Annotated in this window: 21 protein-coding genes; 9 read left to right on the top strand and 12 right to left on the bottom strand. The window is 45.7% G+C overall.

From position 1 onward, the window contains the following. Positions 1-84 precede the first annotated feature (84 nt). The 3 genes from QUB33_RS25050 to QUB33_RS25060 are packed head-to-tail and all read right to left on the bottom strand — an operon-like array spanning position 85 to position 2,145. Positions 85-417, bottom strand: a complete 333-nt coding sequence (locus tag QUB33_RS25050; RefSeq protein WP_333355828.1) for a DUF5615 family PIN-like protein — start codon at positions 415-417, stop codon at positions 85-87. 3 nt (positions 418-420) lie between these two features. Continuing rightward, positions 421-762 (bottom strand): DUF433 domain-containing protein, encoded by a 342-nt coding sequence (locus QUB33_RS25055; RefSeq protein WP_015174644.1) that lies wholly within the window; start codon positions 760-762, stop codon positions 421-423. A 60-nt stretch (positions 763-822) separates the two neighbouring features. Beyond that, the gene (locus tag QUB33_RS25060; RefSeq protein ID WP_333355831.1) at positions 823-2,145 is read right to left on the bottom strand and encodes a dihydroorotase; all 1,323 of its coding nucleotides are present in this window, start codon (positions 2,143-2,145) and stop codon (positions 823-825) included. A gap of 89 nt (positions 2,146-2,234) precedes the next feature. Here QUB33_RS25060 and lepB point away from each other — a divergent pair, with 89 nt between their 5' ends. After that, the gene (gene lepB / locus QUB33_RS25065; RefSeq protein WP_333076585.1) at positions 2,235-2,843 is read left to right on the top strand and encodes a signal peptidase I; all 609 of its coding nucleotides are present in this window, start codon (positions 2,235-2,237) and stop codon (positions 2,841-2,843) included. A gap of 165 nt (positions 2,844-3,008) precedes the next feature. Here the strand turns inward: lepB and QUB33_RS25070 are convergent, their stop codons facing one another. After that, entirely contained in the window at positions 3,009-4,544 is a 1,536-nt protein-coding gene (locus tag QUB33_RS25070; protein ID WP_333355835.1) for a peptide ligase PGM1-related protein, read from the bottom strand. A gap of 268 nt (positions 4,545-4,812) precedes the next feature. After that, positions 4,813-6,429, bottom strand: coding sequence for a glycosyltransferase family 39 protein (locus QUB33_RS25075; RefSeq protein ID WP_333355839.1), 1,617 nt, complete (start codon positions 6,427-6,429; stop codon positions 4,813-4,815). Between the two features lie 317 nt (positions 6,430-6,746). Between QUB33_RS25075 and recA the strand changes: the two genes are divergently transcribed. Then, a complete protein-coding gene (gene recA / locus QUB33_RS25080) occupies positions 6,747-7,886 on the top strand; it encodes a recombinase RecA (RefSeq protein WP_333355841.1) in 1,140 nt (379 codons plus the stop codon). 174 nt (positions 7,887-8,060) lie between these two features. On the opposite strand, the gene QUB33_RS25085 is transcribed toward recA, so the two are convergent. Next, complete coding sequence (locus QUB33_RS25085) at positions 8,061-8,498, bottom strand: hypothetical protein (RefSeq protein ID WP_333355844.1); 438 nt, start codon at positions 8,496-8,498, stop codon at positions 8,061-8,063. Positions 8,499-8,801: 303 nt separating this feature from the next. Between QUB33_RS25085 and QUB33_RS25090 the strand changes: the two genes are divergently transcribed. Next, entirely contained in the window at positions 8,802-10,286 is a 1,485-nt protein-coding gene (locus QUB33_RS25090) for a NarK family nitrate/nitrite MFS transporter (RefSeq protein WP_333355847.1), read from the top strand. A 119-nt stretch (positions 10,287-10,405) separates the two neighbouring features. Here QUB33_RS25090 and QUB33_RS25095 read toward each other — a convergent pair whose 3' ends face one another. Next, positions 10,406-11,125 carry a hypothetical protein gene (locus QUB33_RS25095; RefSeq protein ID WP_333355850.1) on the bottom strand — a complete coding sequence of 240 codons (720 nt, stop codon included), beginning with the start codon at positions 11,123-11,125 and terminating at the stop codon, positions 10,406-10,408. 227 nt (positions 11,126-11,352) lie between these two features. Then, on the bottom strand, positions 11,353-11,559 hold the full coding sequence (locus QUB33_RS25100) for a hypothetical protein (protein WP_333355853.1): 207 nt from the start codon (positions 11,557-11,559) through the stop codon (positions 11,353-11,355). A 180-nt stretch (positions 11,560-11,739) separates the two neighbouring features. On the opposite strand from QUB33_RS25100, the gene QUB33_RS25105 reads away from it, so the two are divergent. Together QUB33_RS25105 and QUB33_RS25110 are read left to right on the top strand one after the other, a co-directional pair. Further along, positions 11,740-12,213, top strand: a complete 474-nt coding sequence (locus tag QUB33_RS25105) for a Coq4 family protein (RefSeq protein WP_333355856.1) — start codon at positions 11,740-11,742, stop codon at positions 12,211-12,213. Positions 12,214-12,242: 29 nt separating this feature from the next. Then, the gene (locus tag QUB33_RS25110; protein ID WP_333036912.1) at positions 12,243-12,467 is read left to right on the top strand and encodes a helix-turn-helix transcriptional regulator; all 225 of its coding nucleotides are present in this window, start codon (positions 12,243-12,245) and stop codon (positions 12,465-12,467) included. Between the two features lie 148 nt (positions 12,468-12,615). Here the strand turns inward: QUB33_RS25110 and QUB33_RS25115 are convergent, their stop codons facing one another. From QUB33_RS25115 to QUB33_RS25125, 3 genes are all read right to left on the bottom strand, one after another. Next, on the bottom strand, positions 12,616-13,512 hold the full coding sequence (locus QUB33_RS25115; protein ID WP_333355860.1) for an alpha/beta hydrolase: 897 nt from the start codon (positions 13,510-13,512) through the stop codon (positions 12,616-12,618). Between the two features lie 217 nt (positions 13,513-13,729). After that, positions 13,730-15,172: a D-alanyl-D-alanine carboxypeptidase/D-alanyl-D-alanine endopeptidase gene (gene dacB, locus QUB33_RS25120; protein ID WP_445299558.1), complete on the bottom strand. Its 1,443-nt coding sequence runs from the start codon at positions 15,170-15,172 to the stop codon at positions 13,730-13,732. 81 nt (positions 15,173-15,253) lie between these two features. Beyond that, positions 15,254-15,580, bottom strand: coding sequence for a (2Fe-2S) ferredoxin domain-containing protein (locus tag QUB33_RS25125; RefSeq protein WP_333355866.1), 327 nt, complete (start codon positions 15,578-15,580; stop codon positions 15,254-15,256). A gap of 244 nt (positions 15,581-15,824) precedes the next feature. Here QUB33_RS25125 and QUB33_RS25130 point away from each other — a divergent pair, with 244 nt between their 5' ends. The 3 genes from QUB33_RS25130 (at position 15,825) to QUB33_RS25140 (ending at position 18,914) form a co-directional block, all read left to right on the top strand. After that, entirely contained in the window at positions 15,825-16,286 is a 462-nt protein-coding gene (locus tag QUB33_RS25130; RefSeq protein ID WP_333355881.1) for a CBS domain-containing protein, read from the top strand. Positions 16,287-16,431: 145 nt separating this feature from the next. After that, positions 16,432-17,106 carry a phycobilisome degradation protein NblB gene (gene nblB, locus QUB33_RS25135; protein ID WP_333355869.1) on the top strand — a complete coding sequence of 225 codons (675 nt, stop codon included), beginning with the start codon at positions 16,432-16,434 and terminating at the stop codon, positions 17,104-17,106. A gap of 515 nt (positions 17,107-17,621) precedes the next feature. Beyond that, positions 17,622-18,914: a CAP domain-containing protein gene (locus QUB33_RS25140; RefSeq protein ID WP_333355872.1), complete on the top strand. Its 1,293-nt coding sequence runs from the start codon at positions 17,622-17,624 to the stop codon at positions 18,912-18,914. 155 nt (positions 18,915-19,069) lie between these two features. Here the strand turns inward: QUB33_RS25140 and QUB33_RS25145 are convergent, their stop codons facing one another. Further along, positions 19,070-20,791: a bifunctional diguanylate cyclase/phosphodiesterase gene (locus tag QUB33_RS25145; RefSeq protein WP_333355875.1), complete on the bottom strand. Its 1,722-nt coding sequence runs from the start codon at positions 20,789-20,791 to the stop codon at positions 19,070-19,072. Positions 20,792-21,150: 359 nt separating this feature from the next. On the opposite strand from QUB33_RS25145, the gene QUB33_RS25150 reads away from it, so the two are divergent. Then, complete coding sequence (locus QUB33_RS25150; RefSeq protein ID WP_333355878.1) at positions 21,151-21,681, top strand: adenylate kinase; 531 nt, start codon at positions 21,151-21,153, stop codon at positions 21,679-21,681. Positions 21,682-21,880: the final 199 nt, after the last annotated feature.

Raw genomic sequence — 21,880 nt, forward strand, 5'->3', positions numbered from 1 at the left:
TAAGACTCAGGTGTGCATATTTAAATAACCACATTAAACTCAGTATTTCTGCTTAGTTAAAAAGCGGGATGCTCCCGCGCGAACTTAATGCGGACGGTTAACACGAATCAATTTGCCTCTCAAAGTTTCTTCACCAGCAATAGCATCATTGATGCGTGTTGCCAACCTTTCTAGATTTTTATCGTCTGTACACACGATGATACCAGCATGATTTGGTTGTTGAGCGTGCAAGCGAATGAAATGCCGACGATTTTGCGTCATAACCGCCCGATCATTATTCACAGCAAAGGCTAATACTTCGGGGTCATCATCTCCGGCATTTCCTGCCTCTTGAATAGTCAGGGCATCGTGACCGAAATTTCGCAGCAATGCCACAACAGGAAACGGGAACTGTTCATCTGCATAGAGACGTGCCATAAATTATACTTCCTGCATCATTGCTGCGGCTTCTTCTCGGAGTGCTGTTTCAATTTCTTCGGAGTTAGCCTCAGCATAAGTCCAGACATTTACTAAGTTTGCAGCATTCAACTGGGGATAAAATTGTAGAAGTTCAGCATCACTTGAACCTTGACGGCGCAAACTCACGAACAGCCAAACGGGAAGTCTAGTTTTGGCAATGCAAGCATCGCCGCCACACACGTCGGGAGTTTTTGTAATTCCTGGCCAGCTATTGTTTAAACTTTGGGTTAAAAGCCGGATGGCTTCAGCTTTCTCCGTCGGAGTTAAGGCCAGGAGTTGTGTTTCTAATTCTTGGAGAAGCATGGGTAAAATCGCCTTTGCGAGCGGGAATACCCAATTATAACACTTGAGTTAAATTCATGCTTACTCAGCGTCAAATGTCAATGCTTCTCCCCTGACATTTGTATCCAATTTACCATTCTCAAAAACAACTTTTCCTCCAACAACAGTCACAACTGGCCATCCCGTCAAACTCCAACCTTCAAAAGGACTCCAGCCGCACTTTGTCACCATTTCTTCTCGCACCACAGGTCGATAATTCTCCAAATCTACTAATACCAAATCGGCATCAAAACCCGAAGCAATCTCCCCTTTTTTTGCAATCTTATAAGCCTTAGCAACTGCCGCAGACATCCAATTAGCAACTTGCGCCACTGTACATCTTCCCTCTACTGCTTGCGTCAGCATCAAAGGCAAAGAAGTTTCGACTCCCGGCATTCCAGACGGCGTATTCGGATAATCTTGAGATTTTTCTGCTAATGTGTGCGGCGCGTGGTCGGTGGCGATAAAATCAATTACGCCGTCGAGTAAAGCTTGCCAAAGTATTTCGTTATCGCGGGGTTCGCGCAAAGGCGGATTCATCTGAGCTAAACTGCCAATTTTTTGATAGGCGCTGGTATTTAACAACAAATGCTGCGGCGTAACTTCTGCTGTCACCCAGCTCGGTTTTTCCTGGCGCAAAAACTCAGCTTCATCCCCAGTTGAAAGGTGCAGAATGTGCAGACGCCGCTGATATTTCTTAGAAAGTTTTAATGCTAGCTGAGTTGCTAATAAAGCTGCTTGATTGTCTTGAATTTGCGAGTGCACGGCAACATCGGAAATCCCGGCAAATTCCTGACGCCTTTGATTGATTCTAGCTTGGTCTTCTGCGTGCACGGCAATCAGTCGATCGCCCTTGGCAAAAATCGCCTCTAAAGTTGCTTCTCCATCGACCAAAAGCTGACCGTGCATCGAACCCATAAACACTTTAATTCCCGGAGTCGGATTCGCATTCAACAAATCCGGCAAATTCTCGGGCGTTGCACCAATAAAAAAGCCGTAATTCACCAAACACTTCTCGGCAGCGCGACTTAGTTTATCATCTAAGGCAGCTTGGGTTGTGGTCAGAGGTCGCGTATTCGGCATTTCCAGAAACGATGTCACGCCGCCTTTAGCGCAAGCACAGCTAGCCGTAAACAAGTCTTCCTTGTGTTCTAAACCCGGTTCCCGGAAGTGTACCTGGGGATCAATTACTCCGGGTAACAGAGTTAAGCCTTTCGCATCTATTTCTCTATCGCCCGATTCGACAATTTCCGCAGCAACTTTGACAATTTGGCCATCGCAGATTTGCACATCTCCTACCAAAAACTCACCATTGGGCAAAAGAATGCGAGCGCGACGGATTAACAAACTTGAGTTGGGAGTCATAAGATATCATTAATTGAGTAAACAGCGTGCTAGCATGGAAGCATTATTAAGCTTATAATTTGTATCCAGCTCAGTCACTACAATACCCTATGACTCGTCTAGACAAGTCAGCCGACGAAAAACCTCCGCAAGACACCGAAAATCCTTGGATCGAAGGAATTAAGACGATCGGCTTAGCAGCATTTTTAGCCTTTGGTATCCGCACCCTGGTTGCCGAAGCACGCTACATTCCCACGGGCTCGATGCTCCCAACCTTACAAATTAACGATCGATTAATTATAGATAAGGTAAGCTATCGATTCCAAGACCCCCAGCGAGGAGATATTATCGTATTTATGCCTCCTGACCCGGCTAGTTTGTGTACGGGACAGCCGCCACCGATCAAAGATGCCTATATCAAGCGAGTGATCGGACTGCCGGGGGACAGTGTGGAAGTCAAAGAGGGAAAAGTTTTTATTAACAAGCAACCGCTACAGGAAAAATATATTGAAGAAATTCCGCAGTATCCTTACGGGCCTGTAGTTGTAGCCCCAAATTCTTACTTGGTGCTCGGCGACAACCGCAACGCAAGCTGTGACAGTCATTACTGGGGCTTTGTACCCAAGCAAAATATCATCGGTAGGGCAATTGTGCGTTTTTGGCCACTCAACCGTACAGGTTCGATCGACCCCACGCCCCTTTATCCCGCTAAAAATTAGCTCTAACGGAAGGAAGAAGGCAAATTCAATAAGAGCAAGGGTTTCGGTGATTAAGAACATCCTAATCGTCTTGCCGGTTGCTATACAAAACGCGAGGGATATTAGATCCCCGACTTCTTCAAGAAGCCGGGGATCTAAGCTGACTGACTGGATCAAATCTAAAATCTAAAATCTAAAATTGCCTGACGTTTCGCGATCGAGCACTTTCACAACTTTGTTATACATCTCCTCAGCTTCTTGCTGCGAATTGCCGATACTCGTCAATCCCAATTTGCCAAACTCCGACAAACAACCCATTAAATGAAACACACTGCCCGTCTCTGTACCGCTGTCAAAGTGCAGTTGATTGTCAGCAATAATATCCATCAAATCGTTCGGTAATAATCCCCGATAGCGCTCTTTTTTCAAATTGTCCGAAGCGACATAATATTTCGGACGACCCTGCTGGCTGTAAAATAATCCGGTAGTACGATCGTACCGACCGTTTGTTAACAGCTTCAAAGCCATAAACGGATGAGTTGTGCCTCCTTTACGTAAGTTAATTTCTATTGCTTGAATATCCCATTTCCCATCGGATTGCTTTACAGCGAGAAAATCTACTCCAAATCTCTCTAAAGCCCCTTTTTTAGCTAAGTTTTGCCCGACTTTCCATCCCAATTCTTGCAACCCCAGCCGGTAAGATTCGTCCGCCGGAAATCGGCAACCCAAGAAAATTTGGCCGTCTGGGCCTCCTAAAATCTGGTCGTGAGTGGAGAGGATTTCTACTTCGCCGCTGGGAATAATTCTGCCTTGAACACTGGGCGAGAACTTTTCTTCTCCTTCGATAAATGCTTCGGCAATTGCCCCTAATTCGGGAATGCGGCTGCTAAAATTTTCCCAGGTTTCGCCTGTAGATTGAAAACGCAAATTATGGAAGCAATCCCCAATTGCCTTCGCTCTTTCATGAGGCGCTTTACTTGTCAGGGAACGCAGATCTAGAAGTGCATTTCCTTCCCCGGAAAAACCTTCATTTAACTTAATTACCATCCGCTGCAAATCCGGCTGTCGTTCCCACAATTGAGCGGCAGCTTCTGCTAAATCTTCCGCATTCCAAACCAACTCCGAACCGTCAGGATAAGGCACGCCACATTCTTGGAAAATTTGCCTGCTGCCGCTTTTTGTTCCCCAGTATAACAGATCGGGATCGCTGGCCCACAAAGGAATCCCCAATTTAACAGATAACTCGCGTTCTAAGGGCGTCGAGTTATAACAAACCATATAAGATTTTGTGGGTCGCACTGCTTGACGAATGCGCTCCATCAAGCGGGGGCGCTCTAAAATTTTCTGGGTGAGGGATTTTGCAGAAGCATCGTAAGCACTGAACAGCAAAAGCCGATCGCGCGCGTGAGAAAATGGAATTCCCGGCAGCAATTGCAGGTAATAATCCACAATCATCGGGTGCAAGGGCTCTGAGGTAATGTAAATTAAGCGCGTGCGGGGGTTTCGCAGGCGAATCAATGAAAATAAATGCCGCTCTTCGTAGTGGTAAGCACCCTCAATTTTCCGCATTTCTTGCTGATCTAAGCTGACAGAAGGAATGATAATAATGTCACAATCTCCGCTGTCGAATTCTTCTATCGCTCGCCAACGTTCGCGTAATTCGGTCTGAAGATTGCGAAACTTCGGCGCCGATTCGGAAGATGAATTATTTAACTCTTGCATTGCGTTTTATCCTAAGTATTCAAATAATTATTGCTGATGATGTCGGGTGTGTCAGCCCCAATAGTTGAGACAACTCAAACAGTTTTTTCTGACCCCGCCCAAAAACCGATACTGTGCCACCTACTCCTGTCGTGAATCTCCAAAAATTTTAGACCAAAGTTTAATCTCCCAGATTCATCTGTGGAATAAATCTAAAATTTAAAATCTAAAATCTAAAATCGAGTGACGTACCCTACCGGGGACGATCTTCGATTTCTGTCAATCTGCTCTAAGAAGCTCGCCGCGCTCGAAAAAGTCTGGCATACTGCAAAATTGGCTCTAAGCGGCGTTGATTTTGCTTGAGTGCCGAGATCAATTTTTCCGAAGGGCGGAACACCAGGGGAGCCGAATATTTGTTCAGCATTTCCATATCTGGCGACTGGCTCAGCAGCATCAGCCTCACGTCTTTGTCAAGCAAATAACTCAGAGAAAGCAAATCTCCCATGTTAGTAAAATCGTTGCCGCGATCGCTAATTACAATTGTATCTTTAATCGACCGATTAGCTATCGCCTCTTTGTTAATAATTTTCGCAACTTCAGCATTAAGATAGCTCAAGTCTTTGCTCCACCAAGTATCAGAAAAAGCGCTAACTGTACAGGAGGCTACACTTGCTGTAAATACCGAGGCTAAAAAGACTTGCCACAACCGCTGCTGAGTTTTCACGTTACTCGCGAGCAAGTAAGCAACTGCTAGCTGCACTCCCGGAAAGCAGGAAATCAGATAGCGGCTGACGGCGGAACGTTTGCCACCTAGGATTAGATCCGGTAAGGCCAGTATCAAAAAAGGTACCAAAATTGATGTTACAATAAACAGCCAAGTAGAAGTGCTAACCCTGCGACAGATTGTGTAAAGGGCTGCCGCAATTAACAGCAAAAATGGCAATCTCAGCAGATAAGTCCAGATATTATAAAACCCGAAGTCGAAGTCAAAAAATAAGGCTGTAAAGCTGAGTGTCCACAATTTGACAAGATGCAGCCAACCCGGAGATACTCGCGTCCAATCTGTCGTAGCTGATGCTCTTTCCAGGTTGGTCGCCAGCACGTAAATCCAGGGGATATACAATATTAAAGCTGCTGTTACTGCTAAAAAAAATTGGGAATTAGTTACGTGACCTGGCAATTTGGTTTTTTTGACAAACAACCAGTAAGAAATTATAAAAACTCCGTGTCCAATGAGTGTTAAACTGAAGAAAGGGTGAGTGTAGAAACCAAAGGCGATCGCCAGCGAGTAAAATACCCAATCTTGCCAACCCCGCAACCGCACTGCTCTTAGCAGCAGCCAACTGCTGCCAATAACTGTGGCTGTCAGCAAACTGTACTGCCTTGCTGTCTGAGCAAACAATATGTCAAAGGGAGATAAAGCCAAAAGTGCTGTTGCTAATAACGCCGCCAAATTCGAGGCGAAAAGTTCCTGAGCTAAAGCGTACATCAAAGGCAACGACAGCAAACTCAATAGTGCTGGCAAACTGCGAGATGCTGTTAGAGAACTGCCAAATTCCTGCATCCACCAACGGGCCATGAGAAAGTATAAAGGCGGATGCTGCGGGTCTTCTAGTGCTAAAGAACGAATTGTGTCTGCTTCTGTAGTTCCCGGTTTAATCCGCTGATATTTTTGCAATTCTGGTGCGGGAACCATCCGGTTTTGGAATAGTTCGTCGTCAATTTCTTGACGGGTGAAACCAGCGGCGCGGATTGATGTGTAAGCTTCGTCGTGCCAGTACAGTTTGCGATCGATCTCAAAAAACCGAAATCCGATACCAAGTAAAATACCGATCGCCAATAAGCTCATCAGCCAGCGGGAATTTTTGGTATTAACAGATGTGTCTTGATGTGTTGTAGATCCCATGCTTGTCCTAATTGTGGCGATTCCCTCCGGGATAGCTACGCTTCACGGAATTTGGAACTGTAGATCATCGTAAACCGCACTCCAAGAGCGATCGATACCCCGTACAGACCCCAACAGACGATCATTCTACCCTCTGCCGGATGCCCAATACCTCTACATCAGTGCCTTGTGAAAGCTGGCTCAGGCTCAACCACCCCGAAAATCAAGAATCTTCAACCAGATCCTCCCAGAACCTCCAGACCCCAAAAATAACTGCTAACATACGTGTTGTACAGTTAATCAACAAGCTCCGCAAGGGGTCTACCCGCATACCGCAAATGGCAAAAAAAGAAACGTCTATAAAAACTTCCACTGAAAACTCAGAAAAGCAAAAAGCCTTAACTTCCGTACTGTCCCAAATCGAGCGCAGCTTTGGCAAAGGAGCGATCGTCCGATTGGGAGACTCCACTCGCATGAGGGTAGAAACCATTCCCACCGGAGCCCTGACACTGGACATTGCTTTGGGCGGCGGTTTGCCAAAAGGTCGAGTCATTGAAATTTACGGCCCGGAAAGTTCCGGTAAAACCACTCTAGCCCTCCACGCGATCGCCGAAGTCCAAAAATCCGGCGGTATCGCAGCCTTCGTCGATGCCGAACACGCCCTCGATCCCACCTACGCCTCAGCTTTAGGCGTCGATATTGAAAATCTATTAGTTTCCCAGCCGGATACCGGCGAAATGGGCCTAGAAATTGTCGATCAACTCGTGCGTTCCGTCGCCGTCGATATCGTAGTAATTGACTCCGTAGCCGCCCTCGTCCCCCGCGCCGAAATCGAAGGCGACATGGGCGACTCCCACATGGGTTTGCAAGCGCGCTTGATGAGTCAAGCTTTGCGGAAAATCACCGGCAACATCGGCAAATCTGGCTGTACGGTCATTTTCCTCAACCAATTGCGGCAGAAAATCGGCGTAACTTACGGCAACCCCGAAACCACAACTGGCGGTAACGCACTCAAATTCTACGCCAGCGTGCGACTCGACATCCGCCGGATTCAAACCTTGAAAAAAGGCACAGAAGAGTACGGCAACCGCACGAAAGTTAAAGTTGCTAAAAATAAAGTTGCTCCGCCTTTCCGCATTGCCGAATTTGACATTGTATTTGGCAAAGGCATTTCTACTTTAGGCTGTCTGACTGACTTGGCCGACGAAATGGGAGTAATTATCAAAAAAGGTTCTTGGTATAGCTATAACGGCGAAAACATAGCTCAAGGACGAGACAAAGTGATCCAACACATGGAAAAAAATGCCGACTTCAAAAATGAAATTGAGGAGCTAGTTAAAAAGAAACTTGAGACTGGTGCAGTGGTTTCTGCTAATTCTGTTGCCCCTGTTGATAATGAGGATGAGGATGCAGAAGATCTAGACAATGTAGAAGATCTAAACAATGTAGAAGATGTAGATGATTTGGAAGAAATCTAAATCTTTTAGTTAATAAATCCGATAGCGGTTAGAGCCCCGACTTTTTAAAGAAGTCGGGGCTCTGTTTGTTCTGTTTTTTTAAGAAGTCGGGGTAAAGCATTTGAGAGAATACAAAGAACCCCGACTTCATCGAAGAAGTCGGGGTTCTAAAAGAAGAGTATTTCACGAGGTTGTTTAATGTTGAGGAGTTTGGTGCAAGGAAATCTCTAAAACTTCTATCTGCTGGTTGAGAGTAGCAGAGCGCTTCTGAGCATATTTGTCGTGCAGAAAAATAGTTAAGCCCACACCCACTGGCAACACAAAATAGATAAATCCCAGCAACATCTGAGCAATTTCTTCTTGCGCTGCTGCATCGAATTGAGGCGCAGCAGTAGGTTGACTTGTCGTGCTGTTGACTGGCTGCTGATTGGATTGCTCGATCGCCTGTGCTTTTACTTGCGGTTGAGCTTCCTGGGCGATCGCCCCAGAAGCAGTTCCCAAGCATCCACCCACTGCTACACATACTGTCAGGAAACTAAAAAGTCTTGATTTAACCTTTAATCCGTTGTTCATGGCACTGATTGAGTGGCGATCGCCTTGCTGAGTTTCTCTTTCGGTTAAGCGTACAAGCATTTTTACTTACCTGTTATTAAAATTAATTTAATTTCTGTATTCAAATATACGGTTTTTTAAATTTTAACGCAATAAGTATTTATTACTAAAATTTTTTGGTTTAAATGCAATATCTGCATTAATTCCATGCGCCAGTTGGGATTGTGAGAATAAACAGTAACTTTTTATACAATTTTCCCTCTGGACATCCACTTGAATTGGAACGCAACATAAAATCGCGCTCGCAAAAAAACCGTCACCCCAAACAGTTAGAAAGTCAACTCAAAATTAATAATCTGTATTATTTGTTAGGACAAGTTATATATGCTTCAAGGGCTGTTATCGTTCAGAGGGCCTTTTCGGATTCTGAACCTGAGTTGGTTTGCTTTTTTCTTAACTTTCGTAGTGTGGTTCAACTACGCACCATTCAGCACAACGGTGCAGCACGATTTGGGACTGACAGTTGGGCAAGCCAGAATCATCAGTCTGTCCAACCTAGCTTTCGCAATACCTGCACGTATTATTATCGGGATGTTGCTCGATCGCTTCGGGCCTCGCATCACCTTCTCTTCACTCCTGGTGTATGCAGCATTTCCGACACTGGCATTCGCCTTTGCCCAAAACTTTAATCAGTTGGTTTTGAGCCGTTTGGCAATGGGAATTGTCGGCGCTGGATTCGTGGTTGGCATTCGCTTAGTTGCCGAATGGTTCCCCCCAAAAGATATCGGCTTCGCTCAAGGTATCTATGGAGGATGGGGCAACTTTGGTTCTTTTGCCGCAGAAGCAGCGTTACCAGCGATCGCGGCAGGAACAGCTTTCCTCTCAGTCGGACACACAAATTGGCGGCTGGCGATCGCCCTTACTGGGATGGCCACAGCAGTTTTCGGAGTCATTTTTTACTGCAACGTTCAAGACACTCCTCCCGGCAAAGTCTATCAGCGCCCGGCCCGCAACGGCGCAATGGAAGTAACCAGCGCCAAAAGCTTTTGGGCACTGTCGATGACCAATATTCCTCTATTTGGTGCCTTAGCTTTGATTGTGTGGCGCTTGCAGAAAGCAAATTTTCTGACTGCAAATGTGATGTACGCTATTTGGATTAGTTTGACAGCACTGTATTTAATTCAGGCTTACAAAGCCTGGGAAGTTAACCGAGAAGTTGTCACAGGTCAAAAAAATTACCCGCCTCAAGAACGCTATAAAATCAGTCAAGTATTCGTATTAGAATTAGCTTATGCAGTCAGCTTTGGTTCAGAGCTCGCTGTGGTTTCCATGTTACCGGAATTTTTTGAACACACCTTCAATCTAAATCATGCGATCGCCGGGCCCCTCGCTGCTAGCTATCCCCTGATGAACTTGGTCAGCCGTCCAGCCGGAGGCTTAATTTCTGACAAAATCGGCAGCCGCAAGTGGACGCTGACAGTGATGACCGGCGGAGTGGGATTGGGGTATTTAATTATGAGCCAAATTACTGCAAACTGGCATTTAGCAATTGTGATTATCGTGACCATGTTATGTGCCTTCTTCGTCTTCGCCGCAGCAGGCGCAACTTTTGGCATCGCCTCCTTAATTAAACGAGAAGTCACGGGTCAAATTGCCGGCAATATCGGTGCTTACGGCAGTGTCGGCTCTGTAATTTACGCCACCCTTTATAGCTTTCTCCCCCAAACAGTCGCAGGCAACCGCAGCTTCTTTGAGGTACTCGGAATTGCTGCGGTAGTTGTCTGCTTCCTTTGTGTTTTTATCCTGAAGGAACCGAAGGTTATTGAAAGCCAAGATTTGGCAGAAGAAGCTATGCTGCTCGGCCACTAAATCGCAAATCAGGTTTTAATTAGAACAACTTAAAACAAGAGAACACCCCGCAGCCTGACTTCTTTATTTAAGAAGTCAGGCTTTGAGATAAGCAGCAGCTTATTTATCACTTTTGTCACTTACTGCGGCATAGAAACGGGCTGAATGTATTGAGAATTAGCGCGCACATAACAGCCTTGTCTTGTCAGCAACCAGGGTTGACCGTTCGCCATCGTAATAGCATTTGCTCCCCTGAGTTCAGCAGCAACTGTATCTTTATCCGCGCGGTAAACTTGTTGAATTGCTCCGTTTGCGGTCTTGCGGCAGTTGAGTTGTCCATCTCGCGAGGTGACTCGCCAAGCAGGCCAAGTTACAAAACCATTTGTTTGACTCGACCAAGTATTAGCATTGCTAGAAGTATAGTCGCCACTTGCATTAGGACGCGGTAAAGCTTCGACTAAATTTACTTTAAATGTCTGGCCAATAGAAGGACAATTTTCTCCTGCTTTCACCTTCCAAGTAACTTCGGCTCCCAATTGGCTGCTTCTTCCAACTTGACGCCTGATAATGGCAATATCTCCAGAACAAACAATTTTTCTGCCAGGGCCGGTCGCACTGTCTTTGAAAGTCCCATTGTAATAGTAAGAGCCTGCTGCTCCTTCGGAACGGGTAATTTGAATATTGCCCAAAAATTCCCGATTGCCTACTTTGGTCAAGTAAAAACCGCTGGGAGTGTTCCCTTTTTCTGACAGGTTTAAAGTAGTTTTACCGTTAGGATTAACATAAGTGGTAGCGCTAGCAGCCGCGCACCAAATTAATGACACAACTCCTGTGGATAACCAAAGGTCAAGTTTTTTCACAGCAACACCTTGTATGAATCTCTACTCTATTTATAGCTGTTGGTGAAAATACTTAGCCAGTCGCTCAAATGAGTGTCACTCATTTGAGCGACATTCTAACGACATACGGGCAATCCCCCATGATTGCCACTACAAATTCGGCAACCACGGGGGATTGGCACTACTGCGTAATTCCGAAAAATCAACTCTGTATAACTTCACATTGCTTCAGCTCGCTTCACCTCTCTTCACTTGTATGCACCTGCATCACGATGCCTGCAAGCTTCCACTTCTGACTCATTGCAAGTTCCAATAATTAGCAGCAGAATAAATTTATATACGTAAGTAAGGGAGTTCCAATCAACGCTAGATACTGTGGATTTTACGGCTACTTCCGGGTGGGTCAAGTTGCCGCAAGTAACACTAGCCAGATTTTGGCAACTGGCAGATTTCACCTCTGAGACTGTGTGTAAAGAAATGTAAAAGCTCCTGAAAGCCAATTGCTGTGGCAGAAAGTACGGTTTCTAAGCTGAGTAGGTAAAAAAAAGTCGTCTTGATTCAGCACAAAAATGAACTTGAAAAACACAAATTTAATTTGCCATAGAGTTCAATCATTGTTCGAGGGAGAATAAATCATGGCTGACGGTCAATTAGAAGTTATATTAAAGATGGCTCAAACAATTAATCCTCAAATTGAGAGCGATCGACATTTTGAAATAGACTTGCAGAAATTGCGCCAACTGCCAGCAGGAACATTAGGGTGTGAAGTGGCGCGATTTCTAGACGAACAAGGCTTTGAGCCGATCGCATCGGGAGACTGGATTCAGCGAAACCACGACGTTTGGCACGTTCTGACTGGTCTTTCAGCTTCAACAGAAGATGAATTTGTACTTCAAGCGTTTACTCGCGCTCAAGTATTTCGTCCTTCTTGTGCGATTTTAGTGTTAGTTGGACTGATCAGTGGCAAATGCGCGATCGGACAAATTATCAAAGGCTTAAAACACGGAAAATTAGCCACTCGGCTAATTAATTGGGACGTTGCATCTGATTGGGAAACTCCTTTATCTGAAGTTCGAGAAAAACTCGGAATTCTACCCTTAATTGATTAGATTTTAACTCGTTACCTCACTGCAAAAGTATGCAAAGCAAAAGTTACAAACCGGAAATTAGCCTGAGTCCACGCGAAAGAGCGATCGCACAATTAGTAGCCCAAGGCCTGCCCAACAAATGTATTGCCAAAAATTTAAATATCAGTCACTGGACGGTTGCTACTTACGTGAGGCGGATTTTTATCAAACTCGGTGTTTGTTCCAGAACTGCGATGATTGCACTGCTGATCCAAGAAAATTTGCTCTGGGACTAATAAAGAAGTAGGGTGCGTCAGCTAGCTTAAATTCTCTGGTAATCCAGAAACTCTAGGCACGAGGCACCCTAAAAAAACCTATCCCTAGACAGATGAAAACCCGGTTTAGCTGTAAAACCGGGTTTTAATTTGCAATGTTTAAAACTTTCTATGCCAAAGCCAAAGAAGGAGAAGAATTTCTGAGAAAACTCAGCAATTCTCGATTCACCGTTTGCGGCGCTTCCTGCTGAATCCAGTGACCGCAGTGAGGAACTAATTTCAACTTAAACGGAGCCGTAATAAATCTGTCTAAACCTTCTACAAGTTTCTGGCTCAAAAACGCATCTTCTTCTCCCCAGAGCACCAAAGTAGGCACTGTCACAGGTTCTAATTTCTCCGCCAAATTCCAAAGCCTCTGCGGATGAAACATCTGGCGGTAATAATTGATAGCGGCGGCTAATACTCCCGGCTTTTCTAAAGCAGTCTGATAAATCTTAGTTTCCTCAGCGCTAAAAGCTCCTTTGCGAACAGCTTGTCCTTGGAAAACATTGTGAACAAAATCTTTCAAGTTTTGCCGGATGAACCATTCGGGAATGCCGGGAACCTGAAACGCCAAAACGTACCAACTGCGGCGGATTTGATCTAAATTGCTCGCCATTTCCTGCACGAATCGCTGCGGGTGCGGAGCGTTTAAAATTGCCAAGCGGTTGAGTTGTTCGGGGAATTTTTGAGCTAAGTGCCACGCAATCGCCCCTCCCCAATCATGACCTACAACGTGAGCTTTTTTATAACCGAGGTTCGCAATCAAACCGCGAATATCCGCGCTCAGCGTATCTAAATCATAGCCGCTTTCCGGCTTGTCGGAATCGTTGTAGCCCCGCAAATCCGGCACCACAACCTTGAAATGACGCGCTAAAGCAGGAATTTGATGACGCCAAGAGTACCAAAACTCTGGAAACCCATGCAGGAGGAGAACAAGCTCGCCTTCTCCTTGAGAAACGCAGTGCAGGCGGATGTTATTGGTTTCGACAAAGATGTGTTGCTGTTCGGAATCGAAAGAATTCATAGTTGGGAAGTTAGACTTATTTTCGGGAAGTACAGAACCCGCCGACTGGTAGCAGGCTAAAACGGCCCAATGGTGTTAATTTTTCTACTTTTATTGTAGCTGCTTTTCGATCCCCGTCGCTGCAATCTAATGAAACTTAAAACTTGTAGGGTTTTGGGGTGTCCTGTTTTTTATGCGTAACTACTAAACTCACTTTTTTGACCTTAAATCTGTTGTTTTAACAGCGGCGCAGGCGATTCAATAATAGCACAATTTCGTCAGTTGCCGATCGCATTTTTGCAGTCGATAGGTCAGATTGATTGACGATAATGCTAAACACCAGCGGTTCGTAATTCGGAACTTCGATATATCCCGACAGCGCCGAAACTCCGCTCATAGTTCCTGTTTTTGCTTGCAAAATTACGCGGTTTGGTGTAATATTAAAGCGATTTTTCAAAGTGCCGGTCTCGCCAGCGATCGGCAGTGACTGGCGGTAAATAGATGCAGCAGGTGAATTGGCCATAAATCTCAAAGTTTGCACCAAGGCTTCTGGACTAATTAAATTGTGCCGAGACAAGCCCGAACCGTCGGTTAATATGTAGCTGTTTGGATTTACTCCTAATTGAGTTAAAGCGGTTTTTAACTCTTTCAAACCCATTTCACCTGTATCCTCTTGGTGCTGGGGCATCTTGTCTGTAACTTTTCCCAACAATCTCAATAAAACTTCTGCATAAAGATTGTTGCTTTCGCGATTAGTTTCTCTCACCAATTCCGCCAGCGGCGGCGATTCAACGGTTGCTAATTCTTGATTTAAATTGCGAGAAGCCGATGCAACTAAAGCCTGTTTAACAGGAATTCCCTCAGCCGCCAGGGCTTCTTGAAAATACTGCAAAAAATTATTAGCGGGGTTGACAACTGCGACATAAGCTGATTCAGGTTCGCCACCAACTTTCAACTGTCCGCTCACTCGAATTATAGGTCGATCGAACTCCCTGCCAACATCAATAAACTCAGATTCGTTTTGAGCGACGGTAACAGTATTGTTCTGAAGTTGCCACTGATTTGCCAGCTTTGGTTCGGCAAAAGTAACTTTCAGAGGTTGCCCCAGAGCCTGCGGGGACAAGAGAAGGTCGATCGAGTTTTGATTGAAAATTAAACTGTTAATCGGCGCTCCGTAGCCTGCTTGCGCGTCTTCCCATTCCCAATTCGGATTGACTGCACTGCCTTGAAAATAGCTGTCATCGCCAATCAACTCGTTAACTTGACTGATTCCCCGCTGCTTCAACTGCTGCGCCAAAGATTTCAACTGAGCCTCAGCAATGCTCGGATCTCCCCTCCCGGCAACGTACAAACTCCCATTTTCGCCGCTGTAAACCGATGTCTTAATCCGAAAATCTGCACCGAGTTTCTGCAAAGCAGCGGCTGTAGTTAGCAGCTTGGCGTTTGATGCTGGAATAAAATATTTGGTGGCGTCGCGACTGTAGAGAGTATCAGTAGAAGATAGAGGTTGAATCAAAATGCCCCAGCGCGATCGGCTAAATTCGGGACGGTTGGCGATCGCATCTACTTGCGCCCCCAATTCCCCCGGACAAATATCCCCAGCAACCGCCGACGTTTGAGCAGCAACCGCCGACGGACGCCCCAGCACCAGCACTAACAAACTAAGCGCAATTCCTTGGATTTTCAAAGTGTCAATTCCTTAACAATAACTATTAAAATTAGATGCGCCAGAGCTTGGAAGTTTCACCGAATCAAGTCAATATTAATAATAATAACGCGCATGAATTCTCGGATTGAACAGCGCCTCTACAGGTTTTCCCTCTTTGAGGTGCTCTTCCACAATTAACGGTACATCACTTGGTTTAACTCGACAATACCAAATTTCGTCTGGGGTAACTCGTACAGTCGGGCCAGTGGTGCACTGTCCCTGACAACTACAGGCCTCCACTTTCACCCCTGCAACTTGTTGAGCTTCAAAAGCAGCTAGCACTGCTGCTGAACCATTTTTCAGGCAAGATTGATACTGGCAAACCAATACACAGCGCGCTTCTGGTTGGGAGTCTGGTTCTGAGGTTGGAGATTCTGGCATTGGTAAGGATTTATCCGCTCTTTAAGATATCTTAACAATCTTGTCAGGTCGATCGCTCGCCGGAGGGAGGCAAACGGCAGAATTTTATAGTGCGATCGACAAAAACAGCAAAATTCTGGCATTCAAACTTTTTCCTTCCTTCTACCTTCTAACTAATCCCTTCAGCAGAGCTGCCTTTCTTCAGTCTGTGTCACGATTTCCCTATATGATCGATTTAGAGCAACAACTCAATCAACCGCTAATCATGCCAAAAACAGTAGCCGATGTAATGAGCCGCGAGCCGATTTTGGCGCGACCCGAAATGCCCTTGAACGAAGCGATTAAAATTTTAGCCGATCGACGCATTAGCGGTCTTCCCGTCGTAGATGAGAATGACTTGTTGGTAGGAGTCATCTCCGAAACCGACTTGATGTGGCGGGAAACCGGCGTAACTCCGCCCGCTTACATCATGGTGCTCGACAGCGTGATTTACTTAGAAAATCCATCTCGTTACGAGCGAGATCTGCACAAGGCTTTAGGACAAACAGTAGGAGAAGCGATGAGTACAGAGCCAGTTACCATCGGGCCCGACAAATCTGTCCAAGAAGCTGCCAAACTGATGCACGATCGCAGTATCCATCGATTGCCGGTGGTCGATTCCGCGGGCAAAGTAATCGGCATCCTCACTAGGGGAGATATTATCCGATCGATGGCTGCCGATTCTTAAATTAACTGTTGCAGTTCCAGGACTGTATCAGGAAACGAGTCGTGAAGCGAAGCTATCCCGTAGGGAATCGCTCTTTCAATCTCCCTGACTTTTGGCAATTACCAATTACCAAATCTAAAATCTAAAATCTAAAATCTAAAATCCGATGAGCATTACCCCTGAGTCTGTCGAACAATTGCTGAATTCCGAGGATTTTGGCGAAAGATTGCGAGCAGTCAACCAACTGCGACAACTAGAACCCGCGCTCGCCTATAAACTAATTCAAATTGCGATCGGCGATCAAAACGTCCGGGTTCGCTACGCAGCAGTCAGCCAGATATCAACCCTCGGTACGCAGAATCTGCCGAACGCTTTAGAGGTACTGCGAAATAGCCTGAACAACGACCCCGAACCCGACGTGCAAGCAGCAGCAGCCGATGCTTTGGGCGCATTGAAATTAACCGATGCTTTAGAAGATTTGCAGCAAGTTTATAGCAGTACCTCTGAATGGCTGGTGCAACTGAGCATCGTTGCGGCTTTGGGAGAAATGGGAGATCCGAAAGCTTTTCCTATGTTAGAAAATGCCCTGACTTCTGAAAACGAATTAATCCAAACCATTGCCATCAGCGCATTAGGTGAATTGGGAGATAAACGGGCGCTGCCGCTGCTGCTTCCCTACGCTTCCAATGCAGATTGGCAGATCCGTTACAGAGTAGCTCAAGCTTTGGGGCGGTTGGGCGGTGCAGAAGCACAGACAGCTTTGGAAATTCTCGCCAAAGATGAGGTTGAGCAAGTTGCTCAGGAGGCTAAAGTCGGACAAGAAAATAGTTTGAAATCTTGAGATTGCTTTGGCGATCGCGAACAACCCTGCGCGGTTGTGAATTTTGAATTAATTTAGAATTTTTGGTGAAGATTCTACTAAAAACTCTGTTCGCGATCGCACACAGAATTCAGAAACCCGGTTTCTTGCTATATTTCTTGTTCCTGTCTGCAAAACTTGTAGAAACCGGGTTTCTAGCCAGCCAGCCAGCGGGCTGGTTGGGTAGCGCAAACCTTACTAATCAGGAAAAATTTCAAATCTTAAATCTCAAATTTAAAATTGTATTGATGCGACGGGCGAGCGCAAATTCCATTAAAAATCTCCTTAAATTCGAGCGTACTCTTCCCTTTCCCAACCAGAGCCGGGATCTTGACATCCACACTTTGACAACAGCTATAATTAGAATAAATAGAGCAGCGGCAGGGATTAACACAATTATTGAAGTGTGTCCAGCCAGCTAGCGATCGGGGAAACTATCGTTAAGACGGTAAGCCATCTACCAGCAAAACCAAGTCTTAAAACTGTTGATCATCCCCATGCTTGAACAACTACCCAATTCCGCTTCTGAGTCTTTAAACATTTTAATAGGAGAGCGATCTGCCTCTCAAGTAGCACCAAGCCCAACCAATCAAAACTTTATTAATAGAGTTTTAGAACTTACCAACATCGAACGCAGCAAATTGAGTTTGTCCCCGCTAACCTTAAATACTCAGTTACTAAATGCGGCGGCAAATCACAGCCAAAACATGGCATTGCAAGACTTCTTTTCCCATACCGGAAAAGATGGTTCGTCATTAGGAAGTCGGATTTCTGCAACGGGCTATCAATTCTCAGCGGCAGCAGAAAACATCGCTGCGGGATCTTCTACACCCGAACAAGTTGTATCATCATGGATGAACAGCAGCGGCCACCGCGCTAACATTCTTAACCCGAATCTCAAAGAGATTGGCATCGGTTACTATTTCTTAGCTGACGATACTGGCACAGAAAATTGGAATCACTATTGGACGCAAGTTTTTGCGACTTCTCTTGACGGTAGTGTCAATCCGGCACCAACTCCCACACCAACTCCCACACCGACACCAACTCCTACTCCCAACACATTGGTATCGATTATTTCGCCAATACCCAATGCTACAGGGGATGGCAGCCCGACGACAGCACCCAAAAATACAGCCAGCGGCGGCAATTATTTCCTATCAGATAGTGCCGATACTCAAATACCAACAAATGCTGCGGGATTGCCAATTTTTGCCCTTTCCGGCAAAGACAATCTCACCGGGGGAGAAGGTGTTGATAGCATTAATGGAATGCAAGGTGCGGATACAATTAATGGCGCAGGCGGCAATGACAGTTTATCGGGCGGCAAAGAGTCGGATTCAATTGATGGCGGTGTTGGCAATGATTTTATCAGCGGCAATAACGATAACGATCGACTAATCGGATCTGACGGTAACAATACTATTCGCGGCGGCAAAGAAGATGATGTCTTGGTTGGCGGTAACAGCGACGATTTGTTGGCGGGCGATCGCGGGCAAGATATTCTAACGGGCGGAAGCGGAAATGATACCTTTATCGTAGCAGGAGGTTTGTCTGCTTCGGCTACTTTAATTAGTGCGGATGTGATTACCGATTTTGCGATCGGGGATAATATTGGTTTGACTGACGGTATGGGATTTGCCAACTTGACTTTTGAAGCTGTGAGTTTGCAGTTGGATGCAGGTGCAAGCATCGCTTCTACGGCGATTAAGTCGGGCAGTAATTATTTGGGAATCGTGCAGGGTGTAAGTCCAAGTCAGCTTACATCTTCTGTTTTTGTCAACGCCTAAAAAACAGCATACCCAGATTCCCGACTTCTGGGAGAAGTCCGGAATCTAAAAACGAGAGCGCTTTACGTTTAACTTTGAGAGCATAATCGGGGTGGCTGTTTTGAGAGATTGGTTGTTATACAATCCTGGACGGAAAAACACGGCACTGGTTCAGCTTAAAAGTGGCTGGCAAGAGCGATAGATGCTGCATCAGACTGAAACGACTCGTTTAGCAGTTTGGTGATTGTATCAGCGTTAGCAGGGCGACTGAAGTAAAACCCTTGACCTTCATGGCAGCCTCGCGCTTGCAGGTAGTTACGCTGCTCCTTGGTTTCAATGCCTTCTGCGGTGATCGTTAACCGCAGACTTTTTGCCAGAGCAATGATGGCATCAGTAATGGTGGCGCTGTCGGGGTTAGACAGTACATCTTTGACAAAGGATCGATCGATCTTGAGCATATTAACCGGAAACCGTTGCAGGTAGTTGAGGGAAGAATAACCTGTGCCAAAGTCGTCTAGGGCGAGGGACACGCCAAGTTCTCGCAGTTGCGTTAAGATTTTGACCGATCGATCAATGTCAGTCATCAAGGCAGTTTCAGTCACTTCCAGTTCTAAATACGCAGCTTCGAGTTCGGTCTCTGCCAGAATTTGGCGAACCATCTCAACCAGATTCGGCTGCTCAAATTGTCGAGCCGACAGATTCACCGAAATCCGCAGCGCTGGCAGCCCAGCCAGTTGCCAGCTACGGGTTTGAGCGCAAGCCGTTCGCAAGATCCATTCACCAATGGGCACGATCTCGCCATTGGCCTCGGCGATCGGAATAAATTTTACCGGAGGGACCAAGCCCTCTGTAGAATGCTGCCAGCGAACCAGCGCCTCCGTTGCTGTCACCCGTCCGCTGTCGAGGTCGATTAGCGGTTGATAGTAAACCAGTAGTTCGTTACGCTCCAGCGCTCCGCGCAGGCTATTTTCTAGGGTCAGTCGCTCCTGTAACTGAACGTTCATTTCGGGTGAATAAAACTGATAGTGACTACGCCCTTGCTGCTTTGCCTGATGAAGTGCGAAGTGAGCTTGCTGAAGAAGTTGCTCTGGAGAATTGGTATTTTCTAAATGGTTCAATGTAATACCAAGACTGGCGGTGAGGTGGATCGGTTGACCCTCTACAGAGAAAGGTTTTGCTAGCGTACTCAGCAGCAGTTGGGATAGCTTGACCACACTCTCCAGCGAGTGGAGTTCGCTGCGAGCGATCGCAAACTCACCATCGCCCAAACGCGCCAAGACATCTGACCCATCCATGCACTGTACCACCCGTTGGGAAACGGCTCTAATTAGTAAGTCGGATATCCCAGGCTCCAACACATGGCGCATCCCTGTGAAATCATCGATACCCAATACCAGAACTGCGACCAGGGGTGAGTGATTTTGGGATCGGGTTTGATTCAGGCGATCGCAGAATAAGTCACGATTTGGCAATCCAGTCAGTTCATCGTAGTGGGTAATGTAATGAATCAATTCATCTAGTTTGTAAAGCGTTTGTGAGGAATTTGCCATCAGCGTACCGACTTCATCAGTAAACTCTGTGGGTAATTTCGGTAATGTTCTTGTATCGAGGTAGTTTTGTAGAGCCTCCGAGGTTAAGATTACCGGAACAAGGAGGTAGCGTAGCGTAGAAAGCGTTGCTGCCGTACCCGCTAATGTCGCCAGCAGAGCAATCAGGAGAACCCGGACTGATGTCTCTACAGAATAAGCGTTTGAGGTAAGAAACCAGACCATTAAGGTTAGCAAAGGAACGTGCGTGCCTAAAAATGCAACCACCATAATTTTGGCAGTGTAGCTTTTCTTCAGCCAGGGGAGATGCGCCAATGATGAGTATAGGTTAAGGTTAGGCTTTGGTTGCATAGGACTCGGTTTGAGAATTTAAAGTGGGTAAATTATCCAGCAGTCGGTACTAGGTGCGTTGGCTTCAGAAACGGCTTTTTTAACTAAGGAGCGATCGCCTTAGATTTGACCGATATTTTACAAATTGATCGACAATACCGAGCCGCGATCGCTTGTCTGATAAAATATCCAAGTAATCGCCAAACAACAAATATATATACTGACCCTAATCACATTTCTCAAAAACGTCAATGATCTACGCCAAAAATCACCGAAGTTGACTTTTTTAAAAGCTACAAATTCGATCTACCTTCAGCTTTTAGTCCGCTACTGATAACTAATGACTAATGACTAATAACTAAATTACTAAAAGGGGAACTATGAAAAAAGTAGCCGTGTTTGGCAATGCTGGAGGCGGTAAATCCACTCTCAGCAAGAGATTATCGGAAATCACTGGTTTGCCACTTTACGCCTTGGATAAGATTCAATATCAATCTGGGGGCGCTGAGGTTCCAAATGAAGAATATAAGCGTACCCATGAGAAAATTTTGGCTACTGACCGATGGATTATTGACGGGTTTGGTTGCATGGAAACCGTCTGGCTTCGACTCAATGAGGCGGATAGTCTGGTTTTTGTCGATTTACCGCTATACGTGCATTTCTGGTGGGTGACTAAACGGCTGATTACAGGTAAGTTTATACCGCCAGAAGGCTGGCCCCAAAAGAGTCCTATCTTGAAGAGTTCAATTAATAGTTACCGCGTTCTTTGGTTGTGTCACAAGTATTTGACTCCCAGATATCGCGAGTATGTCGATCGTGTTCAAAATACCAAAAGTGTTTATCACATCAGATCCACTGAAGAGATTTCACAATTTTTTGAATCGATAGTGCAAATGACAGTTGATAGTTGACTGCTGTTATTTGTTATTGATTATTGGTTAGCTGCTACCAATAACCAATAATATTATGTCCGATCGAGTGACCGCGATACCTTCGCCGGGGCGGGTTTACCGCATCTCTCATTGTCATCAATACAATACTCCGGACAGTTTTTAAGCAGCCAAAGTACCATAAGACAAGACTGAAGGAAGATTAGGATGGTTTAAAATC

It is taken from the genome of Microcoleus sp. B3-A4, assembly GCF_036705385.1.
Taxonomy (GTDB): domain Bacteria; phylum Cyanobacteriota; class Cyanobacteriia; order Cyanobacteriales; family Microcoleaceae; genus Microcoleus.

Bases quoted from the DNA above. Each gene is read 5' to 3' on its own strand.
- QUB33_RS25070 (WP_333355835.1), bottom strand. From the start codon at position 4,544: ATGCAAGAGTTAAATAATTCATCTTCCGAATCGGCGCCGAAGTTTCGC.
- lepB (WP_333076585.1), top strand. From the start codon at position 2,235: ATGACTCGTCTAGACAAGTCAGCCGACGAAAAACCTCCGCAAGACACC.
- QUB33_RS25150 (WP_333355878.1), top strand. From the start codon at position 21,151: ATGAAAAAAGTAGCCGTGTTTGGCAATGCTGGAGGCGGTAAATCCACT.
- QUB33_RS25105 (WP_333355856.1), top strand. From the start codon at position 11,740: ATGGCTGACGGTCAATTAGAAGTTATATTAAAGATGGCTCAAACAATT.
- QUB33_RS25050 (WP_333355828.1), bottom strand. From the start codon at position 417: ATGGCACGTCTCTATGCAGATGAACAGTTCCCGTTTCCTGTTGTGGCA.
- QUB33_RS25090 (WP_333355847.1), top strand. From the start codon at position 8,802: ATGCTTCAAGGGCTGTTATCGTTCAGAGGGCCTTTTCGGATTCTGAAC.
- QUB33_RS25130 (WP_333355881.1), top strand. From the start codon at position 15,825: ATGCCAAAAACAGTAGCCGATGTAATGAGCCGCGAGCCGATTTTGGCG.
- QUB33_RS25075 (WP_333355839.1), bottom strand. From the start codon at position 6,429: ATGGGATCTACAACACATCAAGACACATCTGTTAATACCAAAAATTCC.
- QUB33_RS25125 (WP_333355866.1), bottom strand. From the start codon at position 15,580: ATGCCAGAATCTCCAACCTCAGAACCAGACTCCCAACCAGAAGCGCGC.
- QUB33_RS25115 (WP_333355860.1), bottom strand. From the start codon at position 13,512: ATGAATTCTTTCGATTCCGAACAGCAACACATCTTTGTCGAAACCAAT.
- QUB33_RS25140 (WP_333355872.1), top strand. From the start codon at position 17,622: ATGCTTGAACAACTACCCAATTCCGCTTCTGAGTCTTTAAACATTTTA.
- recA (WP_333355841.1), top strand. From the start codon at position 6,747: ATGGCAAAAAAAGAAACGTCTATAAAAACTTCCACTGAAAACTCAGAA.
- QUB33_RS25110 (WP_333036912.1), top strand. From the start codon at position 12,243: ATGCAAAGCAAAAGTTACAAACCGGAAATTAGCCTGAGTCCACGCGAA.
- QUB33_RS25055 (WP_015174644.1), bottom strand. From the start codon at position 762: ATGCTTCTCCAAGAATTAGAAACACAACTCCTGGCCTTAACTCCGACG.
- QUB33_RS25060 (WP_333355831.1), bottom strand. From the start codon at position 2,145: ATGACTCCCAACTCAAGTTTGTTAATCCGTCGCGCTCGCATTCTTTTG.
- QUB33_RS25145 (WP_333355875.1), bottom strand. From the start codon at position 20,791: ATGCAACCAAAGCCTAACCTTAACCTATACTCATCATTGGCGCATCTC.
- QUB33_RS25085 (WP_333355844.1), bottom strand. From the start codon at position 8,498: ATGCTTGTACGCTTAACCGAAAGAGAAACTCAGCAAGGCGATCGCCAC.
- nblB (WP_333355869.1), top strand. From the start codon at position 16,432: ATGAGCATTACCCCTGAGTCTGTCGAACAATTGCTGAATTCCGAGGAT.